The following is a 20350-nucleotide window of genomic DNA, read 5'->3' on the forward strand; positions in this document are numbered from 1 at the left end:
GGCTCAACGACTTGGCCACGGCCTTCGCCGGGGAACGTCGAACCCCGCCTAGATTTTCTTGGCCAGCGCCTTCTTCAGCCTGGCGTGGGCGGCGGCCTTGATCTGGCAGACCCGCGCGGAGCCGACGCCGAGCACCATGCCGATTTCTTCGAGGTTCAATTCCTCGACATAATAGAGCTGGACGACCTGCGCCTCGCGTTCGGGCAGCGCGGCGATGGCGGCGACCAGCGTTTCGCGCAGGTTGCTCTCGGCGAGTTGGTCGAACGCGTCGGGGCCGTCATCGGCGAACCAGGGCAGGTCGTCCGAATACAGGTCGTCGATCGAATCGAACCGGATCGCCTCCGCGGTCGCATAGTCCGCGCGCAGTTTTTCGACCGAGACGCCGAGGTGCTCGGCGATCAGCGCCTCGCCGGGGGGGGTGCCCGTCGTCGCGGTCAGCGCCGCGATGGCGTCGTTGTACGCACGCCGCCGCCGCATCGCGCCGCGGGTCGTCGTCGCCTGGCGGCGGAGTTCGTCGATCATCGCGCCGCGCAGCCGCGTCGCGAGATAGGCGGTGAAGGCGGGGCCGCGGTCGTGCGGCGCACCGACGGTCTCGACCAGCGCGACGAGGCCGATCTGGATCAGGTCTTCGACATCGACGATCGTACTCATGCTGCCATGGACGTGCCATGCGATCCGGCGGACCAGCGGAAGGTGTTGGCGGACCAGCGCCTCGGTATCCGCGGTGGCCGATCGCTTGGGGGCGTAGACCAGCGGGGTCGACAGCGCGCCGAGGGCGACCTGCTGGGCGTCCGCGAACGCGTCCTGCATCGGCTCGGCGCTCATGCCGCCAGCGCTTGGTGCGCGGGCTGGGGCGCGCCGATGACCGCGACGACCTCGACCGATTTTTCTTCGGGCACCTCGAAGAACGACAGCACCGGGGTGTCGGGCAGGCAGGTGCGGACGAGCTTGCGGATCGCGATCCGAATCGCAGGCTGGACGACCAGCGCGAAGGGCTTGGCTTCGTCGATCAGCGGCTGCGCGGCCTGCTGCAATGCCTCGACGATCCGGCGACCGAGATCGGGTTCGATGACGTGGCGGCGCGACGTGTCGTTGCGCATCGCCTGACCGAGCAGCCCTTCCAGTTGCCCCTCCAGCGTCATGACGCGCAACGGCTCGCGCACACCGCACAGTTTCTGGATGATGAGCGCGCCGAGATCGGGACGAATCATCTCGATGATCTCCTCTGCATCCTGCGATTTCTGCGCTGCGACCGAGATCGCCTGCGCGATGCGCCGGAATTCCTTGAGCGGGATATTTTCAGCGAGCAGACCCTTCAGCACCTGGGTCAGCGTGGTGAGCGCGAGGGGCTGCGGGGTGAGCGCCGCGACGAGGCTCGACGCGCGTTCCTTGAGCCCGTCGAGCAGCGACTGGACCTCGTCGGGGCCGAGCAGGTCGGCGGCGCTCTGGCCGAGCAGATGGTTGAGGTGGGTCGCCATCACGGTGCCCGCATCGACGACGAGATACCCCGCGCCGGTGGCGGCATCGGCGTCGCCGGGATTGATCCAGGTCGCATCGAGCCCGAAGGTCGGATCCTTGGCCGCCTTGCCGTCGAGCGCGCCATAAGCCTGACCGGTATCGAGCGCGAGCATGTCGTCGGGCGATACCTGATCCTCGCCGACGACGACGCCGTTGACCAGGATGCGATAGGTGAAGGGGGCGAGATTGATGTCGTCGCGGACCCGGCATTGCGGCACGATGAAGCCGAGTTCCTTGCTGAGCTGGCGGCGCACCCCGGTGATCCGGCCCATCAGCGGCGCGCCCTTGCGCTCGTCGACCAAGGGTACGAGGCCGTAGCCAATATCGAAATTGACCTGCATCCCGTCGGTCACTTCCTCCCAGCCGATCTTGGACGGATCGACGGGTTCGGCGGGCGCGACCGCCGCGGCTAGCGCGGGGCGACCTTCGATCTGGCGCAGTTTCCACGCCGCGAAGCCCGCGATTCCCGCGGCGCTGAGGATCAGGATGTGCGGCATCCCCGGAAAGATACCGAGCAGCGTCAGGATGCCCGCGACCGGAATCCAGGTCTTCGACGCGCCAAACTGGCCGCCGATCTGGCCGGCGAGGTCCTTATCCGAATTGACCCGGGTGACGATTGCGGCGGCAGCGATCGAGAGCATTAGGCTCGGCAGCTGCGCGACGAGCGCGTCACCGATCGCGAGCAGGATGTAGTTGTGCGCGGCGTCGGCGAGCGACAGCCCGTGGCTGACCGGGCCGAGGATCAGTCCGCCAACGATATTGGCGGCCAGGATCAGCATCGCCGCGACCGCGTCGCCCTTCACGAATTTCGACGAACCGTCCATCGACCCGTAGAAATCGGCCTCGGTCGACACCTCGACGCGGCGTGCCTTGGCTTCGTCGGGGGTGATGAGCCCGGCGTTCAAGTCGGCGTCGATCGCCATCTGCTTGCCCGGCAACGCATCGAGCGTGAAGCGCGCGCTGACTTCGGACACGCGGCCCGCACCCTTGGTCACGACGATCAGGTTGATGATCATCAGGATCGCGAAGACGAAGATGCCGACGACATAGTCGCCGCCGATCAGGAATGTCCCGAACGCCTCGATGACGCGCCCCGCGGCGGCTTCGCCTTCGTGGCCGTGGACCAGCACGATCCGGGTCGAGGCGACGTTGAGGCCGAGGCGGAAGAGCGTCGCGAACAGCAGCACGGTAGGAAAAGCGGAGAAATCGAGCGGCTTTTGCGCGTTGAGCGCGACCATCAGCACCGCGAGGCTGATCGCGATATTGGCGACGAAGAAGATGTCGAGCAGCGCTGCGGGGATCGGAACGACCATCACCACGACGAGTAGCAGGATCGCGAGGGGCAGCGCCGAGGCGCGCGCGGTGGCGAGACGGAACATCGCGCTAGTTGCCGAGATTCGCAAGCATCAGATACGCGAGCCGCGCGGTGTCGGGGGTCGGGCGCATCAGGTTGGCCGCCGCGGTGGGGTTGGCCTGCGCCGCGAACTTGCCGAGTGCGCTGGTCGCCCACGTCAGCGCGTCCGCCGCGCTCTGGTTGTTGCCGGTGATGACGGTGGAATCGCCGAGGTTCAGCGCCTGCGCGGCGTAGTTGACGGTGCTGGCGATACCGGTGTCGCCCGCGCCCGCGCCGAGCTTGTCGGCGAACCGGTCATAGACGTCCGACACCGATCGCGGCGCCCCCGCGGGCGTGTAGAACACATTGCGGTTGGCGCCAGCGGCGGCGGGGAAGAGCGCGGCGGCGTTGGCATAGGGGTTCGACGCCATCGTCGTCAGGAATTTCTTGGCACCGCCGAGCCCGAGGAAATGCGCCATGTAGAGATCGGTGCCGGTCGCATCGCGGCCCAGCGTGCCTTCGAGCGCGTCCTTGTTGTCCGATGCATGTTCCGCCGCCATCAGCGATGCGGCGTTGGGGTCATTGCGTAGCGCGAGGATCGACGCCTTGGTCGCGCCGTCGCCGACGACGTAGCGTCCGCTCGCGGTCTGCTGGATGTTGTCGGCGGCCCAGGCCATGCCGTTGTCGGCACCGTGTTTCTTGACGACCGCGAGCCAGCTTTGTTCGACGAATTGGTACAACCCCGACGCCGACGAGGTGCCCGCCTTCGCATTGGCGTTGAGGCCGCTTTCGACCTTCGCCTGGTTGAACAGATAATCGAAATCGATTCCCGTCTTGCTGCTCGCAGTGGCGATGGCGGACTGGATCCGGCCGGCTGAGATAGGATTGACGGTCATGCCGTGATGCGAAGCCCCTGTTAACTATGGGACCATCAGCAAGAGGCGTGCCAGATTACCCGGTGCGCCGGGCGCGGCGTCAGGCGTAGGCGCCCGCGAGCCCCGGACGATACGCACCCGCGGCGTTGCCGGTCAGGGTTTGCAGGCGGCGGCGAACATTTGCCGCCATCAGGTTCACATAGATGCGGCAGGTTTCGTTGAGGCGGTTGGCCTCTTCGGCGAGTTCGCGAATCTCGTTACCCGCGGGGCCGGTGCCGAGATCGGCGACCTCGGCGATCGCGGCAAGCTTGTCCTGCGTCGCGCGTTCCAGCCCGCCGACATCGTTCGATTTCAGCGCGGCGATCTCCGCATGGAGCGCGTCGATCACGCGGATCAGGGCGTCGCGCCGAGTCACGTCAGTTTCCTTCCGCGGTCAATTTGAGCCGCAGCGCGATCAGATTGTCCGCGATCGTGCCGGGCAGGATCGGATAGGTGCCGTCGGCGATCGCCAGCTTGAGCCGGGCGACGCGGTCGAGATCGATCGGTGCTGCCGCGGCGAGTTGCTGCGCGAGGCTGCCCGCCTGGGCGATCGGTGCCGCATCGGCGGTCACGGTCGAGCGCGCCGGCGCCGTCGGCGTTGCCGCCACGACGCGCGTCACCCGGTCCGCAGTTGCCAGCCTTGATCCGATCGAATCCACCATGTCCGCACCCTCTTGGTTTCGCTGACATGGCGTAGAACGACCCTTGCGAGGCAAACTTTAGAAAAAATTTATGCATGGGGCACCCCGGCTCAATCGACTTGGCTCAGTCGGCCCAACCGGGCAGCGTGGCGTGCCCGGTCTCGACCGCGACCGCCTGGACCGGCGTGCGGGTGCCATCGACCCGGACCATGAAGCGTTCGCCCGGCGCGGCGTCGCCGATCGCGACGCCTTCGCGGCTGATCGAAAAGCCCGAATCGCCTGCCTCGATCGTGACCGGATCACCGCGCTTGATGACGGGTTCGAGTTTGACCGGCGGGGCATAGGCGACCCGCGAAGTGCCAGGTGCGGCGGCGCTTGCGGCCGGGGTGCCAATGACGGGAACGAATAGCCGCCAGCTCGGCCCCGAGCACGCGACGACAACCGCATCGTGGCGCTCTGTCCGCCAGGAAATCGCGACCGTCGGGCATTGCGCAAGCCGGAGCCGCGCGTCGATCGCGGTTCGCGCGCCGCCATCGTCGCCGATCGCATGGCCGGTGAAGGCCGCGACCGCGCGATCGAGCGCGGGGGTGTCCTGATGGCTCACCGCGACGGGCGCGGTAGCGGCGAGCAGGAGGGATAGAATCATGACGGCGTCCTGTTCTTGTCGGCTGGAGCGTGCTCGCCGGTGAAGGCGAGCGTGACCATGGCGGCGCGTCGGCCGGGCTTGGCGGCGGTGGCGATCGCCATTCGCGCTGGCGCGACCGCGGCAATCGTCGCAGCGACCGCACGCGCGCGGTCGGCGGCAAGGATCGTGGAGCTGCGGGTGACCGGGTCGACATCGGCGGCGGTGCCGTCGACCGACCCGGTGATGGTCAGCGTCACGCGGGGATCGCGTGCTGCATCGCGCGCCCAGCCGACGAGAGTATCGGTCGGGCCGGGAATGACGGCGGAGCCGACCGCGAAATCGAGCATGCCGGTGGCGGCGACGGGCATCGGCGCCAGCGGTTCGTCGTTGTCGAACCCCGCGCGCAACCCGCGCGCGAGCGCGTTGCGATCGAGCTGCTGGGTCGCCTGGAGCAGGACGAAGAAGCCGACCAGCAGGAGCGCCAGATCGGCGAGCGTGATCAGCCAGAGCGGGCGCGCGGTGACGGGGGCAGGATAGTCGGTCACGCCGCGGTCTTCAACGCGAGCGGGCGTTCGCGATCGGCGAGCGCCACCAGCGGCGGGTCGAGGCGCGCGCGCTCGAACGCCTCGGCGCGGCCCGCGACGCGCAACCGGTTGGCGATCGGCAGGAAGACGAGGTTGGCGAGCAGCGCGCCATAGAGCGTCGCGAGCAGCGCGATCGCCATCGCGCCACCGATCGCGGCAGGATCGGTCATCGTCGCGAACATTCGCGCGAGGCCGATCAGCGTGCCGACCATCCCCATCGCAGGGGCGAGCTCGGCGGCGCCCGCCCAGATGTCGGCGGCGGCGACGTGGCGTTCGATCCGTGCGCGGCGACGATGCGCGAGCAGCGTGGTGACCTCTTCGCCGCTCGCGCCGTCGACGATGGTCGCGATCGCGGCGGCGACATCGGGATCGGCGATGACCGATCGATCGAGCGCCATCGCACCATGGCCGCGCGCGATCCGCGCCTGCGCCGCGATCTGATCGAGCAGCGGATCGGCAACGAAGCGGCGGCGGGCGAGGATGCGCAGCGCGGACAGCGCACGACCGAGGTCTCGCAACGGGGTGCGCAGGACGACGCCGAGCGTGGTGCCGCCAGCGACGATGGCGAACGCGAGCGGATCGGCGAGTTGAGCGACGAGCGTCATGCGCGTCGATAAGCAAGAGGCGGGCCAACCGCGTGAGCCGCTTCCTGCTTCGCGTACAGCGCGAGGGGCAGGCGAACACAAGCGGGGCGGCCCCCGACAAACGCCGCGCCCCGTCGGTTGCCGGACCCGGCAACATCGGACGGCAAAGCGGCAATCCCTTGCCGTGTGCGCCTGCCGTCGGGTTGCCGCCCGCTGAAATCGAGCGTCCGGCCGCGGCAAACCGGAAACTGGCACGCCCATTGCTTGGTGTCGGCTAGCGCATGGGGCGCGAGGAGTACGGCGATGGCCGGAGACAGTTTGTTCGGGGTTCATGGCGCGGCGCTGGAAGTGCGCTCGCAGCGCATGGGCGTGCTGGCTTCGAACATCGCGAACGCCTCGACCCCCGGCTTCAAGGCCAAGGACATCGACTTCAAGGCGGCGCTCGCCAGCATGACGAGCGGCACCCCCGACAGCGGTGCGATCGACGCCGCCACCAAATATCGCGTGCCGACCCAGACCTCGATGGACGGCAACACCGTCGAACTGTCGGCCGAGCAGACCGCCTTTGCGGAAAACGCGGTGCAGTATCAGACCACGCTGGCGTTCCTCAACGGGCGGATCGGCCAACTGACCCGCGCGCTGAGGGGAGAATAAGCCATGGCCGACAACCCCATGACGATCTTCCAGGTCGCAGGACGCGCGATGAGCGCGCAGCTCGTCCGGATGAACACCACCGCGTCGAACCTCGCCAATGCGGGCGGCGTCGCAGGATCGGCCGAGGCCGCCTACAAGACGATGAAGCCGGTGTTCCGCACCAGCTTCGACGCCGCGAGCGGGCTGTCGACGGTCGACGTCGAGAAGATCGTCACCGCGGGCGAAGCGCCGACCAAGCGCTACGATCCGACCAATCCGCTCGCGGACAAGGACGGCAATGTCTTCGAGGCCGCGGTCGATGAGACCCGCGAGCTGGTCGACATGATGGAATCCTCGCGGACCTACCAGAACAACGTCGAGGTGATGAACACCGCCAAATCGCTCATCGTCGATACCCTCAAGCTAGGACGCTAGATCATGGCCTCCACCTTCGATTCCACGCTGTCGAGCCTGGGCATTCCCCGGACCGCGACAACCGCCGTTGCCGACACCTCGAAGCTCGGCGAACGCTCGCTCGACCAGTCGGACTTCCTGTCGCTGATGACCGCGCAGCTCAAGAACCAGGATCCGTTCGCGCCCGTCGACAACACCCAGATGGTCGCGCAGATGGCGCAGTTCTCGTCGGTGGCGGGGATTTCCCAGATGAACACGACGCTGTCGAGCCTGGCCGCGAAGCTGGGCGGCACGACGAGTTCCGACGCACTTGCCTATGTTGGCAAGACGGTGCTGACCGAAGGCGGCGTCGCCTATGGTCGCGCTGCGGGCGGAATCGCGGGGGCGGTCGAACTCGACGGCGATGCCAGTGACGTCCAAGTCCAGATCAGCGATGCGGCCGGCCAGCCGCTCAAGACCATCGACCTTGGCCAGCAGTCGGCGGGTACGGTCAAATATGATTGGGACGGCAAGGACGCCGATGGCGCGGATGCGGGCGCGGGGCCGTTCACGGTCGCGGTCGCCGCGGTATCAGGCAACGCCAGCGTCGTCGCGCGCAGCCTGGTCTGGGCGCCAGTCGAATCGGTGTCGATGCCGAGCAGCGGCACCCCCAAGCTTCAAATTACCGGGATCGGCCCGGTCGATCCTTCCGCCGTCCGCCAAGCCGGCTGACCCCAACCAACTAGGAGTATACACCATGTCCTTCTACACCTCGCTCAGCGGCCTGCAGGCCTCGCAAACCGACATGTCGGTCATCAGTCACAACCTCGCCAACGTCGGCACCAACGGTTTCAAGAAGAGCCGCAGCGAATTCGGCGACGTCATCGCCTCCAGCCTGGCATCCGATCCGCTGAAATCGGTCGGGTCGGGGGTCGTGGTGAAGGCCAATCGCCAGCAGTTCGGCGAAGGCAATCTGAAGACCACCGCGTCGGGGCTCGACCTCGCGATCTCGGGCGATGGCTTCTTCGCGGTGCAGACCGCGGGGATCAACAGCCAGGTCGATTATACCCGTAACGGTTCGTTCCTGATCGACCCCAATCGCTATGTCGTCGATGCGCAAGGATCGAAGCTGCTCGTCAACGCGGTCGATTCGGAGGGCAACGTCATCGCTTCTGGTCCGAACAACCTCAAGCCGCTCCAGCTTCCCGAAAACAGCGGCAAGGCGGTGGCGACGACCGCGGTGTCGCTCGCGGTCAATCTGTCCTCCAAACAGCCTCAGCCGACCGCGACGTTCGATCGCAACGATCCGGCGAGCTTCAACTATTCGACCGCGACGACGGTGTTCGATGCCGACGGCAATCCCTCGACGCTCGCCAACTATTACGTCCGCACCAAGACCGGCACCGCGGCGAGCCCGACCAGCGAATGGGAAGTCCATTCCTATATCGGCGACGAAGAGCTGGCGCAGGGTGGCGTCAATGCGCCACAAAAGCTGGTGTTCGATGCGACCGGCAAGCTGACATCGCCTACCGCGCCAGTGCAGTTCGACGCGGTGTCGATGCCCGGAGCGTCGGCGCCGCTAACGCTGAGCGAGGATTTCGCGAATACGTCGCAGCTGACCTCCGCGTTCCAGGTTATCGACCGCCACCAGGACGGCAGCGCCGCAGGGCATTTGTCCGGCGTCAGCGTCAACGAGACCGGGGTCGTCACTGCCAGCTTCTCGAACGGCGATTCGGTCGCGATCGGCAAGATCGCGGTTGCCAATTTCAACAATCCCGGCGGGTTGCGCCAGCTCGGCAACAGCTATTGGACCGCGACCGGGGTTTCGGGCGAGCCGAAACTCGGTTCGGCGGGCGAGAGCGGCTACGGATCGCTGATGACGGGGACGCTCGAGGGATCGAACGTCGACATCACCGAGGAACTCGTCGCGCTGATTTCGGCGCAGCGCAATTTCCAGGCGAATGCCAAGGCGCTCGATACCGCCAACCAGATTTCGCAGACCATCTTCAACATCCGTTCGTGATCTAGCGACGGCGAGGGAGCCTTATGGACAAGCTGGTCTATACCGCGGCAACGGGCCTGCGCGCGCACATGGCGGCGCAGGCGGCGATCGCGAACAACATGGCGAACGCGTCGACCACGGGGTTCCGCGCCGACCGCGTCGTGTTCGACCGGGTCGAGTTGAAGGGCGGCGGTTCGCAGCTCGAGGCACGCAGCCCTACCAGCGAGGAGGTGACCGACGCGGATCGCCGCGCGGGTGCGATCCAGCAGACTGGCCGTCCACTCGACGTTGCGGTGGCGGGGAACGACGACTGGATCGCGGTCCAGGCGGGCGATGGCAGCGAAGCCTATACCCGCCGCGGCGACCTGGAGGTCGCGCCGTCGGGCGTGCTCCAGACGGGCGATGGCTTCATCGTCCAGGGATCGTCGGGGCCGATCACGGTGCCGCCGTATGATGCGCTGTCGATCGCCGCCGACGGAACGATCGCGATCGTACCGAAGGGCGGCGATCCCAGGAATCCGCAGGCGCTCGACAAGATCAAGCTGGTCAGCACCAAGGGAACGGACACCGTCAAGGGGCTCGACAATCTGCTGCGCGTGCGCGGCGGGGGGACGCTGCCCGACAATCTCGACGCCAAGGTGCAGACCGGCGCGATCGAGGGATCGAACGTCAACATGACGCAGGCGCTGGTCGACATGATCGAGAACCAGCGCAGTTACGAAGTGCAGGCCAACCTGCTGAAATCCGCCAAGGATATGGACGAAAGCGGCGCATCCGTGATGCGCCTGCCGAGCTGAAGGAATTAGCCGATGCCAACCGCAGCCATGCATATCGCGCGTACCGGGCTCGACGCCCAGGACATGCGCATGCGCGTCATTTCGAACAACCTCGCCAACGTCAACACGACCGGGTTCAAGCGTGATCGCGCGGCGTTCGAGACGCTCGCCTACCAGGTCGTGACGTCGCCCGGCGCGGCGTCTTCGAGCGAGAGCAAATATGCGACCGGGCTTAACCTCGGCACCGGGGTCAAGATCCAGGGCACCGCGCGGATCGATACGCAAGGATCGACCCAGCAGACCGGCAACAGCCTCGACATGATGCTCGACGGCGACGGCTATTTCCAGGTCCAGCTGCCCGGCGGCCAACTCGGCTATACCCGCGCGGGCAATTTCAACCGCAGTCCGGAAGGGCTGCTGGTGACCAGCGAGGGCTATCAGGTCCAGCCCGGCATCACGATTCCCCAAGGCGCGACGAGCGTCACGATCGGCACCGACGGCACCGTGTCGGCGACGATCCCGGGGCAGGCCGAGGCGCAGCAGATCGGCCAGATCCAGGTTGCGAGCTTTCCCAACGGCGCGGGCCTGCAATCGACCGGCGACAACTACCTGACCGAAACCGCCGCAAGCGGCGCCGCCAATCTGGGCGTCGCGGGCGAGGACGGCCGCGGCCGGGTCCGCCAGGGCGCGCTCGAATCCTCCAACGTCAACGTCGTCGAGGAACTCGTCGACATGATCGAAACCCAGCGTGCCTATGAGGTCAATTCGAAGATGATTTCGGCGACCGACGACATGCTCAAATATGTGAATCAGAACATCTGATGGCCAGCCGTACACCCTTCCGCCCCGGTTCCTACTGGATCGAACTCGCGCTCGCCGCCGCGACCGCCGCGCTCGTGCTCGGGGCGCTCGCGCCAGCGCCTGCCAACGCGCGCAAGAAGGAGAAGCCCGAAGAGGTGTTCCAGGCCGCCTATCCGCCCGCGGCCGCCGCGCCGCCGGTGGTCGCGACCGGATCGATCTTCCAGGTCAACGACGGCTATGCCGCGCTCTACGAGGGGTGGCGCGCGCGCAGCGTCGGCGATCCGCTCACGATCGTGCTGGTCGAGCGCACCGCGGCGTCGAAATCGTCTAATTCGAAACTCGACAGCGGGGGTGGCGCCAGCCTGACCCCGCCGACGACCGGGCTGCTCAACCTGTTCAGCAAATCCGACGCGACGTTGAGCGGCAGCCGCAATTTCGGTGGCGGCGGCACCGCCGACCAGGCCAATTCGCTGTCGGGTGAAATCAGCGTGACGGTGGCCGCGGTCTATCCCAACGGCACCATGCTCGTGCAGGGGCAGAAGCGCGTGACGCTGAACCGCGGCGACGAGTTCGTCCGGATCAAAGGGCTGGTTCGCACCGCCGATATCAGCGCCGACAACCGCGTGCTGTCGACCCGCGTTGCCGATGCGCAGATTTCCTACACCGGCAAGGGCGATGTCGCCCGCGCCAGCCGCCAGGGGTGGCTGAGCCGGTTCTTCCAGATCATCAGTCCGTTCTGAGGATGCATCCGATGCGTTTCCTGTTCGCCTTCCTCGCCAGCTGTCTGACTGCCAGCCTTGCCGCGAGTCCCGCCGCGGCCGACCGGATCAAGGATTTGGGCGGGTTCCAGGGCATCCGCTCGAACCAGCTCACCGGCTATGGCGTCGTGGTCGGCTTGCCGGGGACCGGCGACGACAACCTCGAATATACCGTCCAGTCGCTGAAGGCGGTCGCGTCGCGGTTCGGGTTGCAGCTGCCGCCGCAAGCCAATCCCGGGATGAAGAACGCCGCGGTGGTGATGATCACCGCCGACCTGCCGCCGTTCGCCAAGCCCGGCCAGCGGGTCGACATCACTGTCGCCTCGATGGGCAAGGCGAAGTCGTTGCGCGGGGGCAGCCTGATCCTGTCGCCGTTGCTCGGCGCGGATGGCCAGATTTATGCGATGGCGCAAGGCAACCTCGCGGTCGGTGGGCTCGGGGCCGAGGGCGCGGACGGATCGAAGATCGTCATCAATATTCCCTCGGTCGGGCGGATTCCCGATGGGGCGACCGTCGAACGCGCGGTGCTGACCGGGTTCGCCGACGCGCCCAACCTGACCTTCAACCTGCAACGCGCCGATTTCACGACCGCGCAGAACGTCGCGCTGGCGATCAATCGGCGGCTGGGGGCGGGCTCCGCGCATGCGATCGACGCGGTGTCGGTCGCGGTTCAGGCGCCGGTCGGTGCCGATATCCGCGCCACCCTGATGAGCGAGATCGAGAACCTCGACGTCGTCACCGCGGAGCCGCCCGCGAAAGTAATTGTAAATGCGCGCACCGGTACGGTCGTTATCAATTCCGCGGTCCGGGTCGGGCCTGCCGCGGTGACCCACGGCAAGCTGACCGTCCGGATCGACGAAAACCAGCGGATCAGCCAGCCGGCGCCGCTCAGTCAGGGTGTGACCGCGGTGGAGCAACGCTCCAACGTCGGGGTCCAGGAAGAGGTGAAGCCGATGTTCCTGCTCGATCCCGGTCCCAAATTGGCGGATATCGTCAAGGCGGTGAACGCGATCGGCGCGAGCCCGGCAGACCTGGTCGCGATCCTGGAGGCGCTGAAGGAAGCCGGCGCGCTCAAAGCCGAACTGATCGTGCTGTGACGAGCGCGGTTTCGAATAGCGCGCTTCCGAGCATCACCGGCACGACCGGGATCAGCTCTGGACTGGGGCGTGGCCAGACCAAGGACAATCTCGACAAGGCGGGCAAGCAGTTCGAATCGATCTTCACCGGCATGATGCTGAAAAGCATGCGACAGGCGAAGCTGACCGATTCGCTGTTCGATTCGAAGGCGATCGACACCTTCACCGAGATGCAGGACGCGCAAGTCGCCACATCGATGGCCGAGCACGCGCCGCTCGGCATCGGCAAGGCGATGACCGATTTCCTCAGCAAATCGCAAGCCAATCTTAACCTATCGGCGGCAGACCCGCCCGCATGAGCGACCTGCTCTCCATCGGCGCTTCCGGCGTTCGCGCGTATCAGACTGCGCTCGACACTGTCGGCGAGAACATCGCCAACACCGGCACCGCGGGCTATTCCCGGCGGGTCGTCGGCTTGCACGAAATTTCGGTGGGAAGTGGCACATCGGCGGGGGGCTATGCCGCCGGGCTCGGTGTCCTCGCGTCGGGGGTGCTGCGGACGTCGGACACCTATGCGGCGGCGGCAATGCGCAGTGCGGGGACCGACCTGTCGCGCACCACCTCGACCGCGGCGTGGCTCGATCGCGTCGGCAAGGCGCTCGACGGCAACGACATCAGCGGGCGGATCACCGATTTTTTCGGCGCATCGAGCGCGCTTGCCGCCGAACCGGCCTCGAGCGCGTTGCGCGCGACCTTCCTCGCCGCGGCGGGTAACGTCGCCAACGCGGTGTCGGCGACTGGCATCGCGTTCGACCAGGTCGACGAGGATATCGATGCCCAGGCGACCCAGACCGCCGCGACGCTGACCTCGCTCGGTGCGTCGCTGGTGCGGATCAACGACGGACTGGGACGTACGACGGCCAACACCGCAGCGGCGGCGCAGTTGCTCGACCAGCGCGACGCGATCCTCGACCAGATGAGCGCGATCAGCGACCTGAAGACGAATTTCGATCAATATGGCCGGGTCACCGTCGCACTAGGAGCGGGCAACGGCGCGCCGTTCGTTGAGATCGCCCGCTCCAACGTTGTATCGTATCTCGCCGATCGCAGTAACGGCGGCACGGTCAGTTTCAGGGTCTCGAACAAGGCGAGTTGGACAACGATCGATGCGACGGGCGGCGCGCTCGCTGGACTTGTCGAGGGCGCGCAACGCTCTTTAATCGCGCGAGACGGCGTCGAATCGATCGCCGCGGATTTCACGACCAAAATCAACGCCATTCATCGCGGTGGCGAAGGGCTCGACGGTTCGAGCAAGCTGGACCTGTTCACCGCGGGCGCGCGTGCCACCAATCTCTCGGTCAATCCGCTGGTCACCTATGCGAAGGTCGCCGCGGCTGGGATCGGCGGGGGTCCGCGCGATGCGAGCAACCTGGCGGGCTTCGCGGCGACACGCGCCGCGAGCGGGTTCGAGGCGAACGTCACCGGCCTGATCACCGACAATGCCGCGCAGCTGAAGCAGCGCAACACCATCGCCGAGGCGCAGACCGCGATCCGCGCGGGTGCCCAGACCGCGCTATCGACCGCGACCGGGGTCAACCTCGATTCCGAAGCGATCGACCTGATGCGGTTCCAGCAGGCGTATCAGGCCTCCAGCCGCGCGATCCAGGTCGCGCGCGACACGCTCCAGTCCATCCTCGACATACGGTAACCGCCATGCAGATCGCCACGACCCTCTTCTACGACATGGCCGCCACGCGGATGACGACGCTGACCAGTCGTGCCAATGTGCTCCAGACCCAGATCGCGACCGGCAAGCGCGTGCAATCCGCGTCGGAGGACGCCGCGCTGGCACAGCAAGTCGCCGAGTTCGATCGCAAGGACGCCGACACCGCGGTGTATCAGACCAACCTGACGCTCGCGGGTTCGCAGCTCACCCAGGCCGACAGCGTCCTGGGGGACATGACGGCCCAGCTACAGCGTGCACAGGAATTGGCGATCCAGGCCTCGAACGGCACCCAGACCCCGGCATCGCGGCGCCTGATCGGCGTGGAAATGGCGGCGATCGTCGACGCGCTGGTCGGCCTGGCCAACACCAAGAACCTGCGCGGGCAGCCGCTGTTCGGGACACCCGACGGCACCGATGCGGTGACCAACAACGGCGCGGGCGGGTTCTCGTTCGCGACCACCACGGTGGCACCGATTCCGATTGGCACGGGTCAGTCGGTCGAGGCGACCGAAGATGCGGGACGTATCTTCAATTATGACAAGACGACGGGCACCAGCACGCTGTCGATGCTGTCGATGCTGGCGGCAACGCTGAGCATGGGCGACGCCCCCGATCCCGCAACACTCGATGCGCTGAACGCGGCGGGGGATAAAATCTCGCTGGTCCAGGCATCGGTCGGTGCGCGCGGCGCGCGGGTCGAATTGCAACAGTCCCAGCTGACCGCCGCCTCGGTCGATCGCGCCGCGCTGCGATCCAGCGTCGAGGACGTCGACATCACGACCTCGGTCGCCGAGCTTCAGAAAATCATGACCGTGCTCTCGGCGACCCAGGCCAGTTTCTCGAAACTGTCGGGCCTGTCGCTGTTCGACTACCTGCGCTGAGGCGCGTCCGGCGAAACTTTCGCCCGCTTGGTAACCGATTAGCTACGAAGTCTGGTTAATCCTCGATCTCAACCCTCGGGCGCGAGACGCTCAGCGGTCGGGAGATTGTCCACGTGTTCCCCATCATCGGCTTCGTCGTCCTGCTCGTCATGGTGTTCGGCGGCTTCGCATTTACCGGCGGCGCGCTCGGCCCCGTCATGGAGGCGATCCCGCACGAGATGCTGATCATCGGCGGCGCCGCTGCCGGTGCGCTGATCATCGGCAATTCGGGTAAGGAATTGAAGGCGATGGGCGGGGGCCTGGGTAAGATCTTCAAAGGCCCCAAATACACCAAGCAGGATTATCTCGACGTCATCTTCCTCGTCAGCAAGCTGATGAAGATGCTGCGGATGGACGGGCCGATCGCGCTCGAACCGCATGTCGAGGATCCGCAATCGTCCGCAGTCTTCGCCGAATATCCCAAGCTGCTCAAGGATCATACGCTGGTCAACTTGATCGCTGATACGCTGCGCCTCGTCGTGGTGTCGTCGGGGACGCTCGACGTCCACGCGGTCGAGGACGTGATGGACAACGCAATCAAGACCCACCACCACGAGGTTGAGGGGCCGCATACCACGCTCGCCAGCCTTGCCGACGCGCTGCCCGCGCTCGGCATCGTCGCCGCGGTACTCGGGGTCGTGAAAACGATGGGCTCGATCGACAAGCCCCCCGCAATTTTGGGCGGGATGATCGGATCGGCGCTGGTCGGCACCTTCATGGGGGTGCTGCTCGCTTATGGCATGGTTGCGCCGCTCGCGTCGCGGCTGAAGCAGATCATCGATGCCGATGCCGCGATCTATCACGTCGTCAAACAGATCATCATCGCGTCGCTCCACGGCCACCCGCAGCCGCTCGTCATCGAGGCGGCACGGTCGGGCATCGCGCACAAGAACCAGCCGGCCTTCGCGGAAGTCTTCGACGGGCTGCGGGGCAAGTAAGTGGCCGCGCGCGCTCCGCATGGATCGAATCAGCCAGCCAAGATCATCGTCAAGAAGATCTATATCGAAGCGCATGGCGGCCATCACGGCGGTGCTTGGAAGGTCGCCTATGCCGATTTCGTGACCGCGATGATGGCATTTTTCCTGTTGCTGTGGTTGCTCGGCGCGACCACCGAGAAGCAGCGCAAGGGCATCGCGGATTATTTCGCGCCGACACTGTTGGATACGCATACGATCGGGATGGGCGGATCGGGGCTGCTCGGCGGAGAGACCATAATGAGCGACCAGAAACTGGGACCGCAGGCGGCCAACGCGGCCCGCGCGACGCCCGGCGTCATCCCACCGCCTGCGGTCGGTGGCCCCAAGGACGGGCTCGGCAACACGCAGGGTCGCGAGGCGCTGGCGGCGGAGGATCGCAAGAATTTCGACGCGATGCGCCGTCAGTTGTCGCGCGAGATCAACGGATCGGCGCGACTGGCCAAGCTTGCGGCGCACGTCCGCTTCGTCCAGACCCGCGACGGGCTGCGGATCGACCTGGTCGACGATGCCAATTATTCGATGTTCGCGCTCGGCACGACGGTGCTCGCATCCGACGCATCCGACCTGATCGGGCTGATCGCGGATTCGATCAAGGGAATGACGAACCCGATCATGATCCGGGGCCATACCGACAGCCTGGCGTTCGGTGACCCGCGCGCGATGAACAACTGGATGCTCTCGTCCGGGCGTGCGGAGGCGACGCGGCGGCGGCTGGCGCAGGGCGCGATCGGCGAGCCGCGATTCGAACGGATCGAAGGGGTCGCGGATCGCGAACCGATGATCGAAAAGGACCCCACCGACCCGCGCAATCGTCGGGTCGCGATTACCTTGCTCTACCGGCGCGGGATCTTCGGCCGGTAGGCGAAGCCCGCCCTCCCGTGATGGGAAGGCGGGTTCGAGGCGATGTTATTCGTCCGACGAAGACTTGCGCGTACCGCTGCCCTTGCGGGCACCGGGTTTCCGGCCGAGGCCGATCTTCTTGGCCATCGCCCGGCGGCTTTCCGAATAGCTTTCGGCGACCATCGGATAGTCGGGCTTGAGGTTGTAGCGTTCGCGATACTGCTCTGGCGTCATGCCATTGGTGGACAGGTGCCGACGCAATGTCTTGTAGGGCTTGCCGTCGACCATCGAGATGATGTGATCCTTCGACGCCAGCGACTTGCGGACCGACACCGCCGGGACATATTCTTGGGTCGAGGCGCCGTCACCCGACGCGCCGCCCGAGCCGAGCAGCGAGTTCACGGTGTCGTGCATCTTGCCAAGAAAACCGGGAACCTCCTCGGCGGAGGTACGGGTGTTGGGATTGGACAGCCAAGCAATCGTTAGTTCGGTCGCTAATTCGACCGCGCTCAAGTCAGTGTTTTCCTCAGTCATGTTTCGCTCCTTTGACTGATATCGGGCCTAATCACACTGCGGCGTGCGTCAAGCCCGGCGGAACAGTTTTCGTCCCGCCAGCCGCGAAAACAGCGGCGTAGAATTCAAGGCGCCGCACGATCGACACCCGACTCTCAATAGGATTGGGGTCTATGTTGTTGGTGTTCCTTCCCAAAGTTATCAGCCCGGGTCTTACCGCGGAGTGATCGGGTTAGAATGGCGTTCTCGTCCGACCCCTTGCGCGGACGCAAACCTCCGTGCCGAGCGCGCCAACTCGATCATTGCCGCGTTACGTGTGTTCGCCGGTTCGATCTATCCGCGCGAGCACTGCGCCTTCCGACACCTGCACGCCTTCGCTGGCGGCGAGGTGCGCGACGGTGCCGTCGAACGGCGCGACGAGGCTATGCTCCATCTTCATCGCTTCGAGGGTCAGCAGCTTCTGCCCCTTGGTCACGGCATCCCCCTCGGTGACCTCAACCGCGATGATTCGGCCGGGCATCGGCGACAGGATCGCGCCGTCCGCCGCGCCGTCCGCCGCGCCGCCCGCCGCAACGCCCGTGGCGCGCCACCGCCCGAGTTCCCAGGTCTGGCCGCCTTCGGAGACGAGCAGCGAGGCCTCGTCGGTCGTTGCCTCCCCGCCAGCCTCGGCGAAGCCGATCTCGATCGGCGCGCCGTTCAGCAGAAACATCGCTTCTCGGCGCGGCGGGGCGTTGAGGCGGAAGCCCGCGAACGCGCTTGCATCGCTCAGCGCTGCGGCGGCATCGGCGAGCGCCCCGTCGCTCGGCTCGGCGGGCGGCATCAGCGCGTCGCCCTCGCGCGCGATCAGCCCGGTGTCGAGGTCGCCCGCGACGAACGCGGGGTGGTCGAGCGCCTGGACCAGGAAACCGGCGTTAAAGCGCACCGGCCACATCACCGCCTCGTCGAGCGCGTCCGCCAGCGTCTCGCGCGCCGCCTCGCGCGTTTCGCCCCAGGCGATCACCTTGGCGATCATGGGGTCGTAGAAGGGAGAAATCTCCGCGCCCTGCTCGACCCCGGTGTCGACCCGGATGTTGTCGAGTCCGCTCGCGTTGCCGAGGTCGAACCTCTCGAGTCGCCCGATCGAGGGCAGGAAGCCCTTGGCGGGATCCTCGGCATAAAGCCGCGCCTCGATAGCATGTCCATCGATGCTCAACTCTTCCTGCCGCTTAGGCAATGGCTCACCGGAGGCCACCCGCAACTGCCATTCGACCAGATCCTGCCCGGTGATCGCCTCGGTCACCGGATGCTCAACCTGGAGCCGCGTGTTCATCTCCATGAACCAGATGCGGTCGGCGCGCAGACCCTCGCTCGCGTCGGCGATGAACTCGATCGTCCCCGCGCCGACATAGTCGACCGCATTCGCCGCTTTCACCGCCGCGGCGCAGATCGATGCGCGCGTCGTCTCGTCCATGCGGGGCGCGGGCGCTTCCTCGATCACCTTCTGGTGGCGGCGCTGCAACGAACAATCACGCTCGAACAGATGGACGACGTTGCCGTGGCGGTCACCGAACACCTGCACCTCGATGTGCCGCGGCGAGAGAATGTATTTCTCAATCAGCACTTGCGTGTTCCCGAACGACGATGCCGCCTCGCGCTGGCACGACACCAGCGCACCGGCGAACTCGCCCGCCTCGTCGACCCGCCGCATCCCCTTGCCGCCACCGCCTGCGACCGCCTTGATGAGCACGGGATAGCCGATCGCATCGGCCTCGCGCTGCAGCCGGTCGGGGTCCTGATCCGCCCCGAGATAACCTGGAGTGACGGGCACGCCTGCCGCGATCATCCGCTCCTTGGCGGCATCCTTCAGCCCCATCGCGCGGATGCTGTCGGGGTTCGGGCCGACCCAGACCAGCCCCGCGTCGATCACGCTTTGCGCAAAATCCGCATTCTCGCTGAGGAAACCGTAACCCGGATGGATCGCCTCGGCCCCGCTGTCGCGCGCCGCGGCGATGATCCGCGCGCCGACCAGATAGCTCTCGCGCGCCGGCGAGGGGCCGATATGCACCGCCTCGTCCGCCTCGCGCACGTGCAGCGCGCGTGCGTCGGCGTCCGAATAGACCGCGATCGTGCGCATATTCATCGCGCGCGCGGTGCGGATGATCCGGCACGCGATCTCGCCGCGATTGGCGATGAGGAGGGAGGTGATCATGGGCATTTCCGCAATAATACCTCCCCGGAACGGGAAGGGGGACCATCCGGCAACGCCGGATGGTGGTGGGGCAGCCGCGCGCGGGCGGCTTCGACAATATGGACGATAACGCCGTCGAGATTGGTTAGAACGTCCGCCGCGGTGATGCGTAGCGTGTCGATGGCATGGAGGCGCAACCACGCGTCACGGTCCGCATCGAATGCCGGTTGGTCGCCACGATCATGCGCTTCACCGTCAACCTCAATGCAAAGCTTCGCTTCGGCGCAGAAAAAATCCAGGACGAGCTCACCTGCGAGATGTTGCTTGCGGAATTTATGCCCGCCCGGATGCTGGCGGAGTGCTTGCCACAACAGGATTTCAGGCAACGTCATAGTGCGCCGAAGTGCACGCGCGCGCTGTACCGTTATCGCCGACGCGCTCAACATGACATTCCTCCCCGGGACGGGGAGGGGGACCACGCAGTGGTGGAGGGGCAGCCACGGACGAAGGCGCTGCTTGGCTGCCCCTCCGTCACGCCTTCGGCGCGCCACCTCCCCGTGCCGGGGAGG

General features: G+C 66.3%; 24 protein-coding genes. 13 read left to right on the forward strand and 11 right to left on the reverse strand.

All coding sequences use genetic code 11. The features are described 5' to 3' along the window. Positions 1 to 48 precede the first annotated feature (48 nt). From EAH84_RS02425 to EAH84_RS02460, 8 genes are all read right to left on the reverse strand, one after another. Entirely contained in the window at positions 49 to 825 is a 777-nt protein-coding gene (locus EAH84_RS02425) for a sigma-70 family RNA polymerase sigma factor (protein WP_140867089.1), read from the reverse strand. Next, complete coding sequence (gene flhA, locus EAH84_RS02430) at positions 822 to 2897, reverse strand: flagellar biosynthesis protein FlhA (protein ID WP_140867091.1); 2076 nt, start codon at positions 2895 to 2897, stop codon at positions 822 to 824. The genes EAH84_RS02425 and flhA overlap by 4 nt, the downstream gene beginning before the upstream one ends. Positions 2898 to 2901: 4 nt before the next feature. Then, a complete protein-coding gene (locus EAH84_RS02435) occupies positions 2902 to 3747 on the reverse strand; it encodes a lytic transglycosylase domain-containing protein (RefSeq protein WP_140867094.1) in 846 nt (281 codons plus the stop codon). Positions 3748 to 3826: 79 nt separating this feature from the next. Next, positions 3827 to 4141, reverse strand: coding sequence for a flagellar protein FlgN (locus EAH84_RS02440; RefSeq protein ID WP_140867097.1), 315 nt, complete (start codon positions 4139 to 4141; stop codon positions 3827 to 3829). Position 4142: 1 nt separating this feature from the next. Continuing rightward, positions 4143 to 4427 carry a flagellar biosynthesis anti-sigma factor FlgM gene (flgM, locus tag EAH84_RS02445; RefSeq protein WP_140867100.1) on the reverse strand — a complete coding sequence of 95 codons (285 nt, stop codon included), beginning with the start codon at positions 4425 to 4427 and terminating at the stop codon, positions 4143 to 4145. 103 nt (positions 4428 to 4530) lie between these two features. Continuing rightward, positions 4531 to 5052 (reverse strand): flagella basal body P-ring formation protein FlgA, encoded by a 522-nt coding sequence (locus EAH84_RS02450; protein ID WP_140867103.1) that lies wholly within the window; start codon positions 5050 to 5052, stop codon positions 4531 to 4533. Beyond that, a complete protein-coding gene (locus tag EAH84_RS02455; RefSeq protein WP_140867105.1) occupies positions 5049 to 5576 on the reverse strand; it encodes a flagellar motor protein MotB in 528 nt (175 codons plus the stop codon). Before EAH84_RS02455 ends, EAH84_RS02450 begins: the two co-directional genes overlap by 4 nt. Next, on the reverse strand, positions 5573 to 6220 hold the full coding sequence (locus EAH84_RS02460; protein WP_140867108.1) for a MotA/TolQ/ExbB proton channel family protein: 648 nt from the start codon (positions 6218 to 6220) through the stop codon (positions 5573 to 5575). Before EAH84_RS02460 ends, EAH84_RS02455 begins: the two co-directional genes overlap by 4 nt. 282 nt (positions 6221 to 6502) lie before the next feature. Here EAH84_RS02460 and flgB point away from each other — a divergent pair, with 282 nt between their 5' ends. The 13 genes from flgB to EAH84_RS02525 all read left to right on the forward strand — a co-directional run bounded on the left by flgB (position 6503) and on the right by EAH84_RS02525 (position 17122). After that, entirely contained in the window at positions 6503 to 6853 is a 351-nt protein-coding gene (flgB, locus tag EAH84_RS02465; RefSeq protein ID WP_140867111.1) for a flagellar basal body rod protein FlgB, read from the forward strand. A 3-nt stretch (positions 6854 to 6856) separates the two neighbouring features. Continuing rightward, the gene (flgC, locus tag EAH84_RS02470) at positions 6857 to 7267 is read left to right on the forward strand and encodes a flagellar basal body rod protein FlgC (RefSeq protein WP_140867114.1); all 411 of its coding nucleotides are present in this window, start codon (positions 6857 to 6859) and stop codon (positions 7265 to 7267) included. Between the two features lie 3 nt (positions 7268 to 7270). After that, positions 7271 to 7957, forward strand: coding sequence for a flagellar hook assembly protein FlgD (locus EAH84_RS02475; RefSeq protein ID WP_140867117.1), 687 nt, complete (start codon positions 7271 to 7273; stop codon positions 7955 to 7957). Positions 7958 to 7982: 25 nt separating this feature from the next. Beyond that, a complete protein-coding gene (locus EAH84_RS02480) occupies positions 7983 to 9248 on the forward strand; it encodes a flagellar hook protein FlgE (RefSeq protein WP_140867120.1) in 1266 nt (421 codons plus the stop codon). A gap of 23 nt (positions 9249 to 9271) precedes the next feature. Next, complete coding sequence (locus EAH84_RS02485; RefSeq protein ID WP_140867123.1) at positions 9272 to 10024, forward strand: flagellar basal body rod protein FlgF; 753 nt, start codon at positions 9272 to 9274, stop codon at positions 10022 to 10024. A 12-nt stretch (positions 10025 to 10036) separates the two neighbouring features. Continuing rightward, entirely contained in the window at positions 10037 to 10825 is a 789-nt protein-coding gene (gene flgG / locus EAH84_RS02490) for a flagellar basal-body rod protein FlgG (RefSeq protein ID WP_140867126.1), read from the forward strand. Continuing rightward, positions 10825 to 11544 (forward strand): flagellar basal body L-ring protein FlgH, encoded by a 720-nt coding sequence (locus EAH84_RS02495; protein ID WP_194150344.1) that lies wholly within the window; start codon positions 10825 to 10827, stop codon positions 11542 to 11544. The genes flgG and EAH84_RS02495 overlap by 1 nt, the downstream gene beginning before the upstream one ends. A gap of 11 nt (positions 11545 to 11555) precedes the next feature. Next, complete coding sequence (locus EAH84_RS02500; protein WP_140867129.1) at positions 11556 to 12659, forward strand: flagellar basal body P-ring protein FlgI; 1104 nt, start codon at positions 11556 to 11558, stop codon at positions 12657 to 12659. Next, positions 12656 to 12997: a rod-binding protein gene (locus EAH84_RS16290; RefSeq protein WP_241656413.1), complete on the forward strand. Its 342-nt coding sequence runs from the start codon at positions 12656 to 12658 to the stop codon at positions 12995 to 12997. Before EAH84_RS02500 ends, EAH84_RS16290 begins: the two co-directional genes overlap by 4 nt. Further along, on the forward strand, positions 12994 to 14346 hold the full coding sequence (flgK, locus tag EAH84_RS02510; protein WP_140867131.1) for a flagellar hook-associated protein FlgK: 1353 nt from the start codon (positions 12994 to 12996) through the stop codon (positions 14344 to 14346). The genes EAH84_RS16290 and flgK overlap by 4 nt, the downstream gene beginning before the upstream one ends. 5 nt (positions 14347 to 14351) lie before the next feature. Continuing rightward, complete coding sequence (locus EAH84_RS02515; protein WP_140867134.1) at positions 14352 to 15245, forward strand: flagellin; 894 nt, start codon at positions 14352 to 14354, stop codon at positions 15243 to 15245. A gap of 113 nt (positions 15246 to 15358) precedes the next feature. Next, positions 15359 to 16222: a flagellar motor stator protein MotA gene (motA, locus tag EAH84_RS02520; protein ID WP_140867136.1), complete on the forward strand. Its 864-nt coding sequence runs from the start codon at positions 15359 to 15361 to the stop codon at positions 16220 to 16222. Then, entirely contained in the window at positions 16223 to 17122 is a 900-nt protein-coding gene (locus EAH84_RS02525; RefSeq protein WP_140867139.1) for a flagellar motor protein MotB, read from the forward strand. 45 nt (positions 17123 to 17167) lie between these two features. Here EAH84_RS02525 and EAH84_RS02530 read toward each other — a convergent pair whose 3' ends face one another. From EAH84_RS02530 to EAH84_RS02540, 3 genes are all read right to left on the reverse strand, one after another. Further along, positions 17168 to 17635 carry a MucR family transcriptional regulator gene (locus EAH84_RS02530; RefSeq protein WP_140867142.1) on the reverse strand — a complete coding sequence of 156 codons (468 nt, stop codon included), beginning with the start codon at positions 17633 to 17635 and terminating at the stop codon, positions 17168 to 17170. Between the two features lie 289 nt (positions 17636 to 17924). Further along, positions 17925 to 19802, reverse strand: a complete 1878-nt coding sequence (locus tag EAH84_RS02535; RefSeq protein WP_140867145.1) for an acetyl/propionyl/methylcrotonyl-CoA carboxylase subunit alpha — start codon at positions 19800 to 19802, stop codon at positions 17925 to 17927. Further along, positions 19799 to 20227 carry an endonuclease domain-containing protein gene (locus EAH84_RS02540; protein WP_140867147.1) on the reverse strand — a complete coding sequence of 143 codons (429 nt, stop codon included), beginning with the start codon at positions 20225 to 20227 and terminating at the stop codon, positions 19799 to 19801. The genes EAH84_RS02535 and EAH84_RS02540 overlap by 4 nt, the downstream gene beginning before the upstream one ends. Positions 20228 to 20350 lie beyond the last annotated feature (123 nt).

This window comes from Sphingomonas oligophenolica, assembly GCF_006438955.1.
Lineage (GTDB): Bacteria > Pseudomonadota > Alphaproteobacteria > Sphingomonadales > Sphingomonadaceae > Sphingomonas > Sphingomonas oligophenolica_A.

Excerpts from the sequence above, each read along its gene's own strand:
- EAH84_RS02500 (WP_140867129.1), top strand. The coding sequence starts at position 11,556 with ATGCGTTTCCTGTTCGCCTTCCTCGCCAGCTGTCTGACTGCCAGCCTT.
- EAH84_RS02540 (WP_140867147.1), bottom strand. The coding sequence starts at position 20,227 with ATGTTGAGCGCGTCGGCGATAACGGTACAGCGCGCGCGTGCACTTCGG.
- EAH84_RS02480 (WP_140867120.1), top strand. The coding sequence starts at position 7,983 with ATGTCCTTCTACACCTCGCTCAGCGGCCTGCAGGCCTCGCAAACCGAC.
- EAH84_RS02475 (WP_140867117.1), top strand. The coding sequence starts at position 7,271 with ATGGCCTCCACCTTCGATTCCACGCTGTCGAGCCTGGGCATTCCCCGG.
- flgG (WP_140867126.1), top strand. The coding sequence starts at position 10,037 with ATGCCAACCGCAGCCATGCATATCGCGCGTACCGGGCTCGACGCCCAG.
- flhA (WP_140867091.1), bottom strand. The coding sequence starts at position 2,897 with ATGTTCCGTCTCGCCACCGCGCGCGCCTCGGCGCTGCCCCTCGCGATC.
- EAH84_RS02535 (WP_140867145.1), bottom strand. The coding sequence starts at position 19,802 with ATGATCACCTCCCTCCTCATCGCCAATCGCGGCGAGATCGCGTGCCGG.
- flgM (WP_140867100.1), bottom strand. The coding sequence starts at position 4,427 with ATGGTGGATTCGATCGGATCAAGGCTGGCAACTGCGGACCGGGTGACG.
- EAH84_RS02515 (WP_140867134.1), top strand. The coding sequence starts at position 14,352 with ATGCAGATCGCCACGACCCTCTTCTACGACATGGCCGCCACGCGGATG.
- EAH84_RS02450 (WP_140867103.1), bottom strand. The coding sequence starts at position 5,052 with ATGATTCTATCCCTCCTGCTCGCCGCTACCGCGCCCGTCGCGGTGAGC.
- flgB (WP_140867111.1), top strand. The coding sequence starts at position 6,503 with ATGGCCGGAGACAGTTTGTTCGGGGTTCATGGCGCGGCGCTGGAAGTG.
- EAH84_RS02425 (WP_140867089.1), bottom strand. The coding sequence starts at position 825 with ATGAGCGCCGAGCCGATGCAGGACGCGTTCGCGGACGCCCAGCAGGTC.
- EAH84_RS02530 (WP_140867142.1), bottom strand. The coding sequence starts at position 17,635 with ATGACTGAGGAAAACACTGACTTGAGCGCGGTCGAATTAGCGACCGAA.
- EAH84_RS02460 (WP_140867108.1), bottom strand. The coding sequence starts at position 6,220 with ATGACGCTCGTCGCTCAACTCGCCGATCCGCTCGCGTTCGCCATCGTC.
- flgK (WP_140867131.1), top strand. The coding sequence starts at position 12,994 with ATGAGCGACCTGCTCTCCATCGGCGCTTCCGGCGTTCGCGCGTATCAG.
- EAH84_RS02435 (WP_140867094.1), bottom strand. The coding sequence starts at position 3,747 with ATGACCGTCAATCCTATCTCAGCCGGCCGGATCCAGTCCGCCATCGCC.
- EAH84_RS02495 (WP_194150344.1), top strand. The coding sequence starts at position 10,825 with ATGGCCAGCCGTACACCCTTCCGCCCCGGTTCCTACTGGATCGAACTC.
- EAH84_RS02485 (WP_140867123.1), top strand. The coding sequence starts at position 9,272 with ATGGACAAGCTGGTCTATACCGCGGCAACGGGCCTGCGCGCGCACATG.
- flgC (WP_140867114.1), top strand. The coding sequence starts at position 6,857 with ATGGCCGACAACCCCATGACGATCTTCCAGGTCGCAGGACGCGCGATG.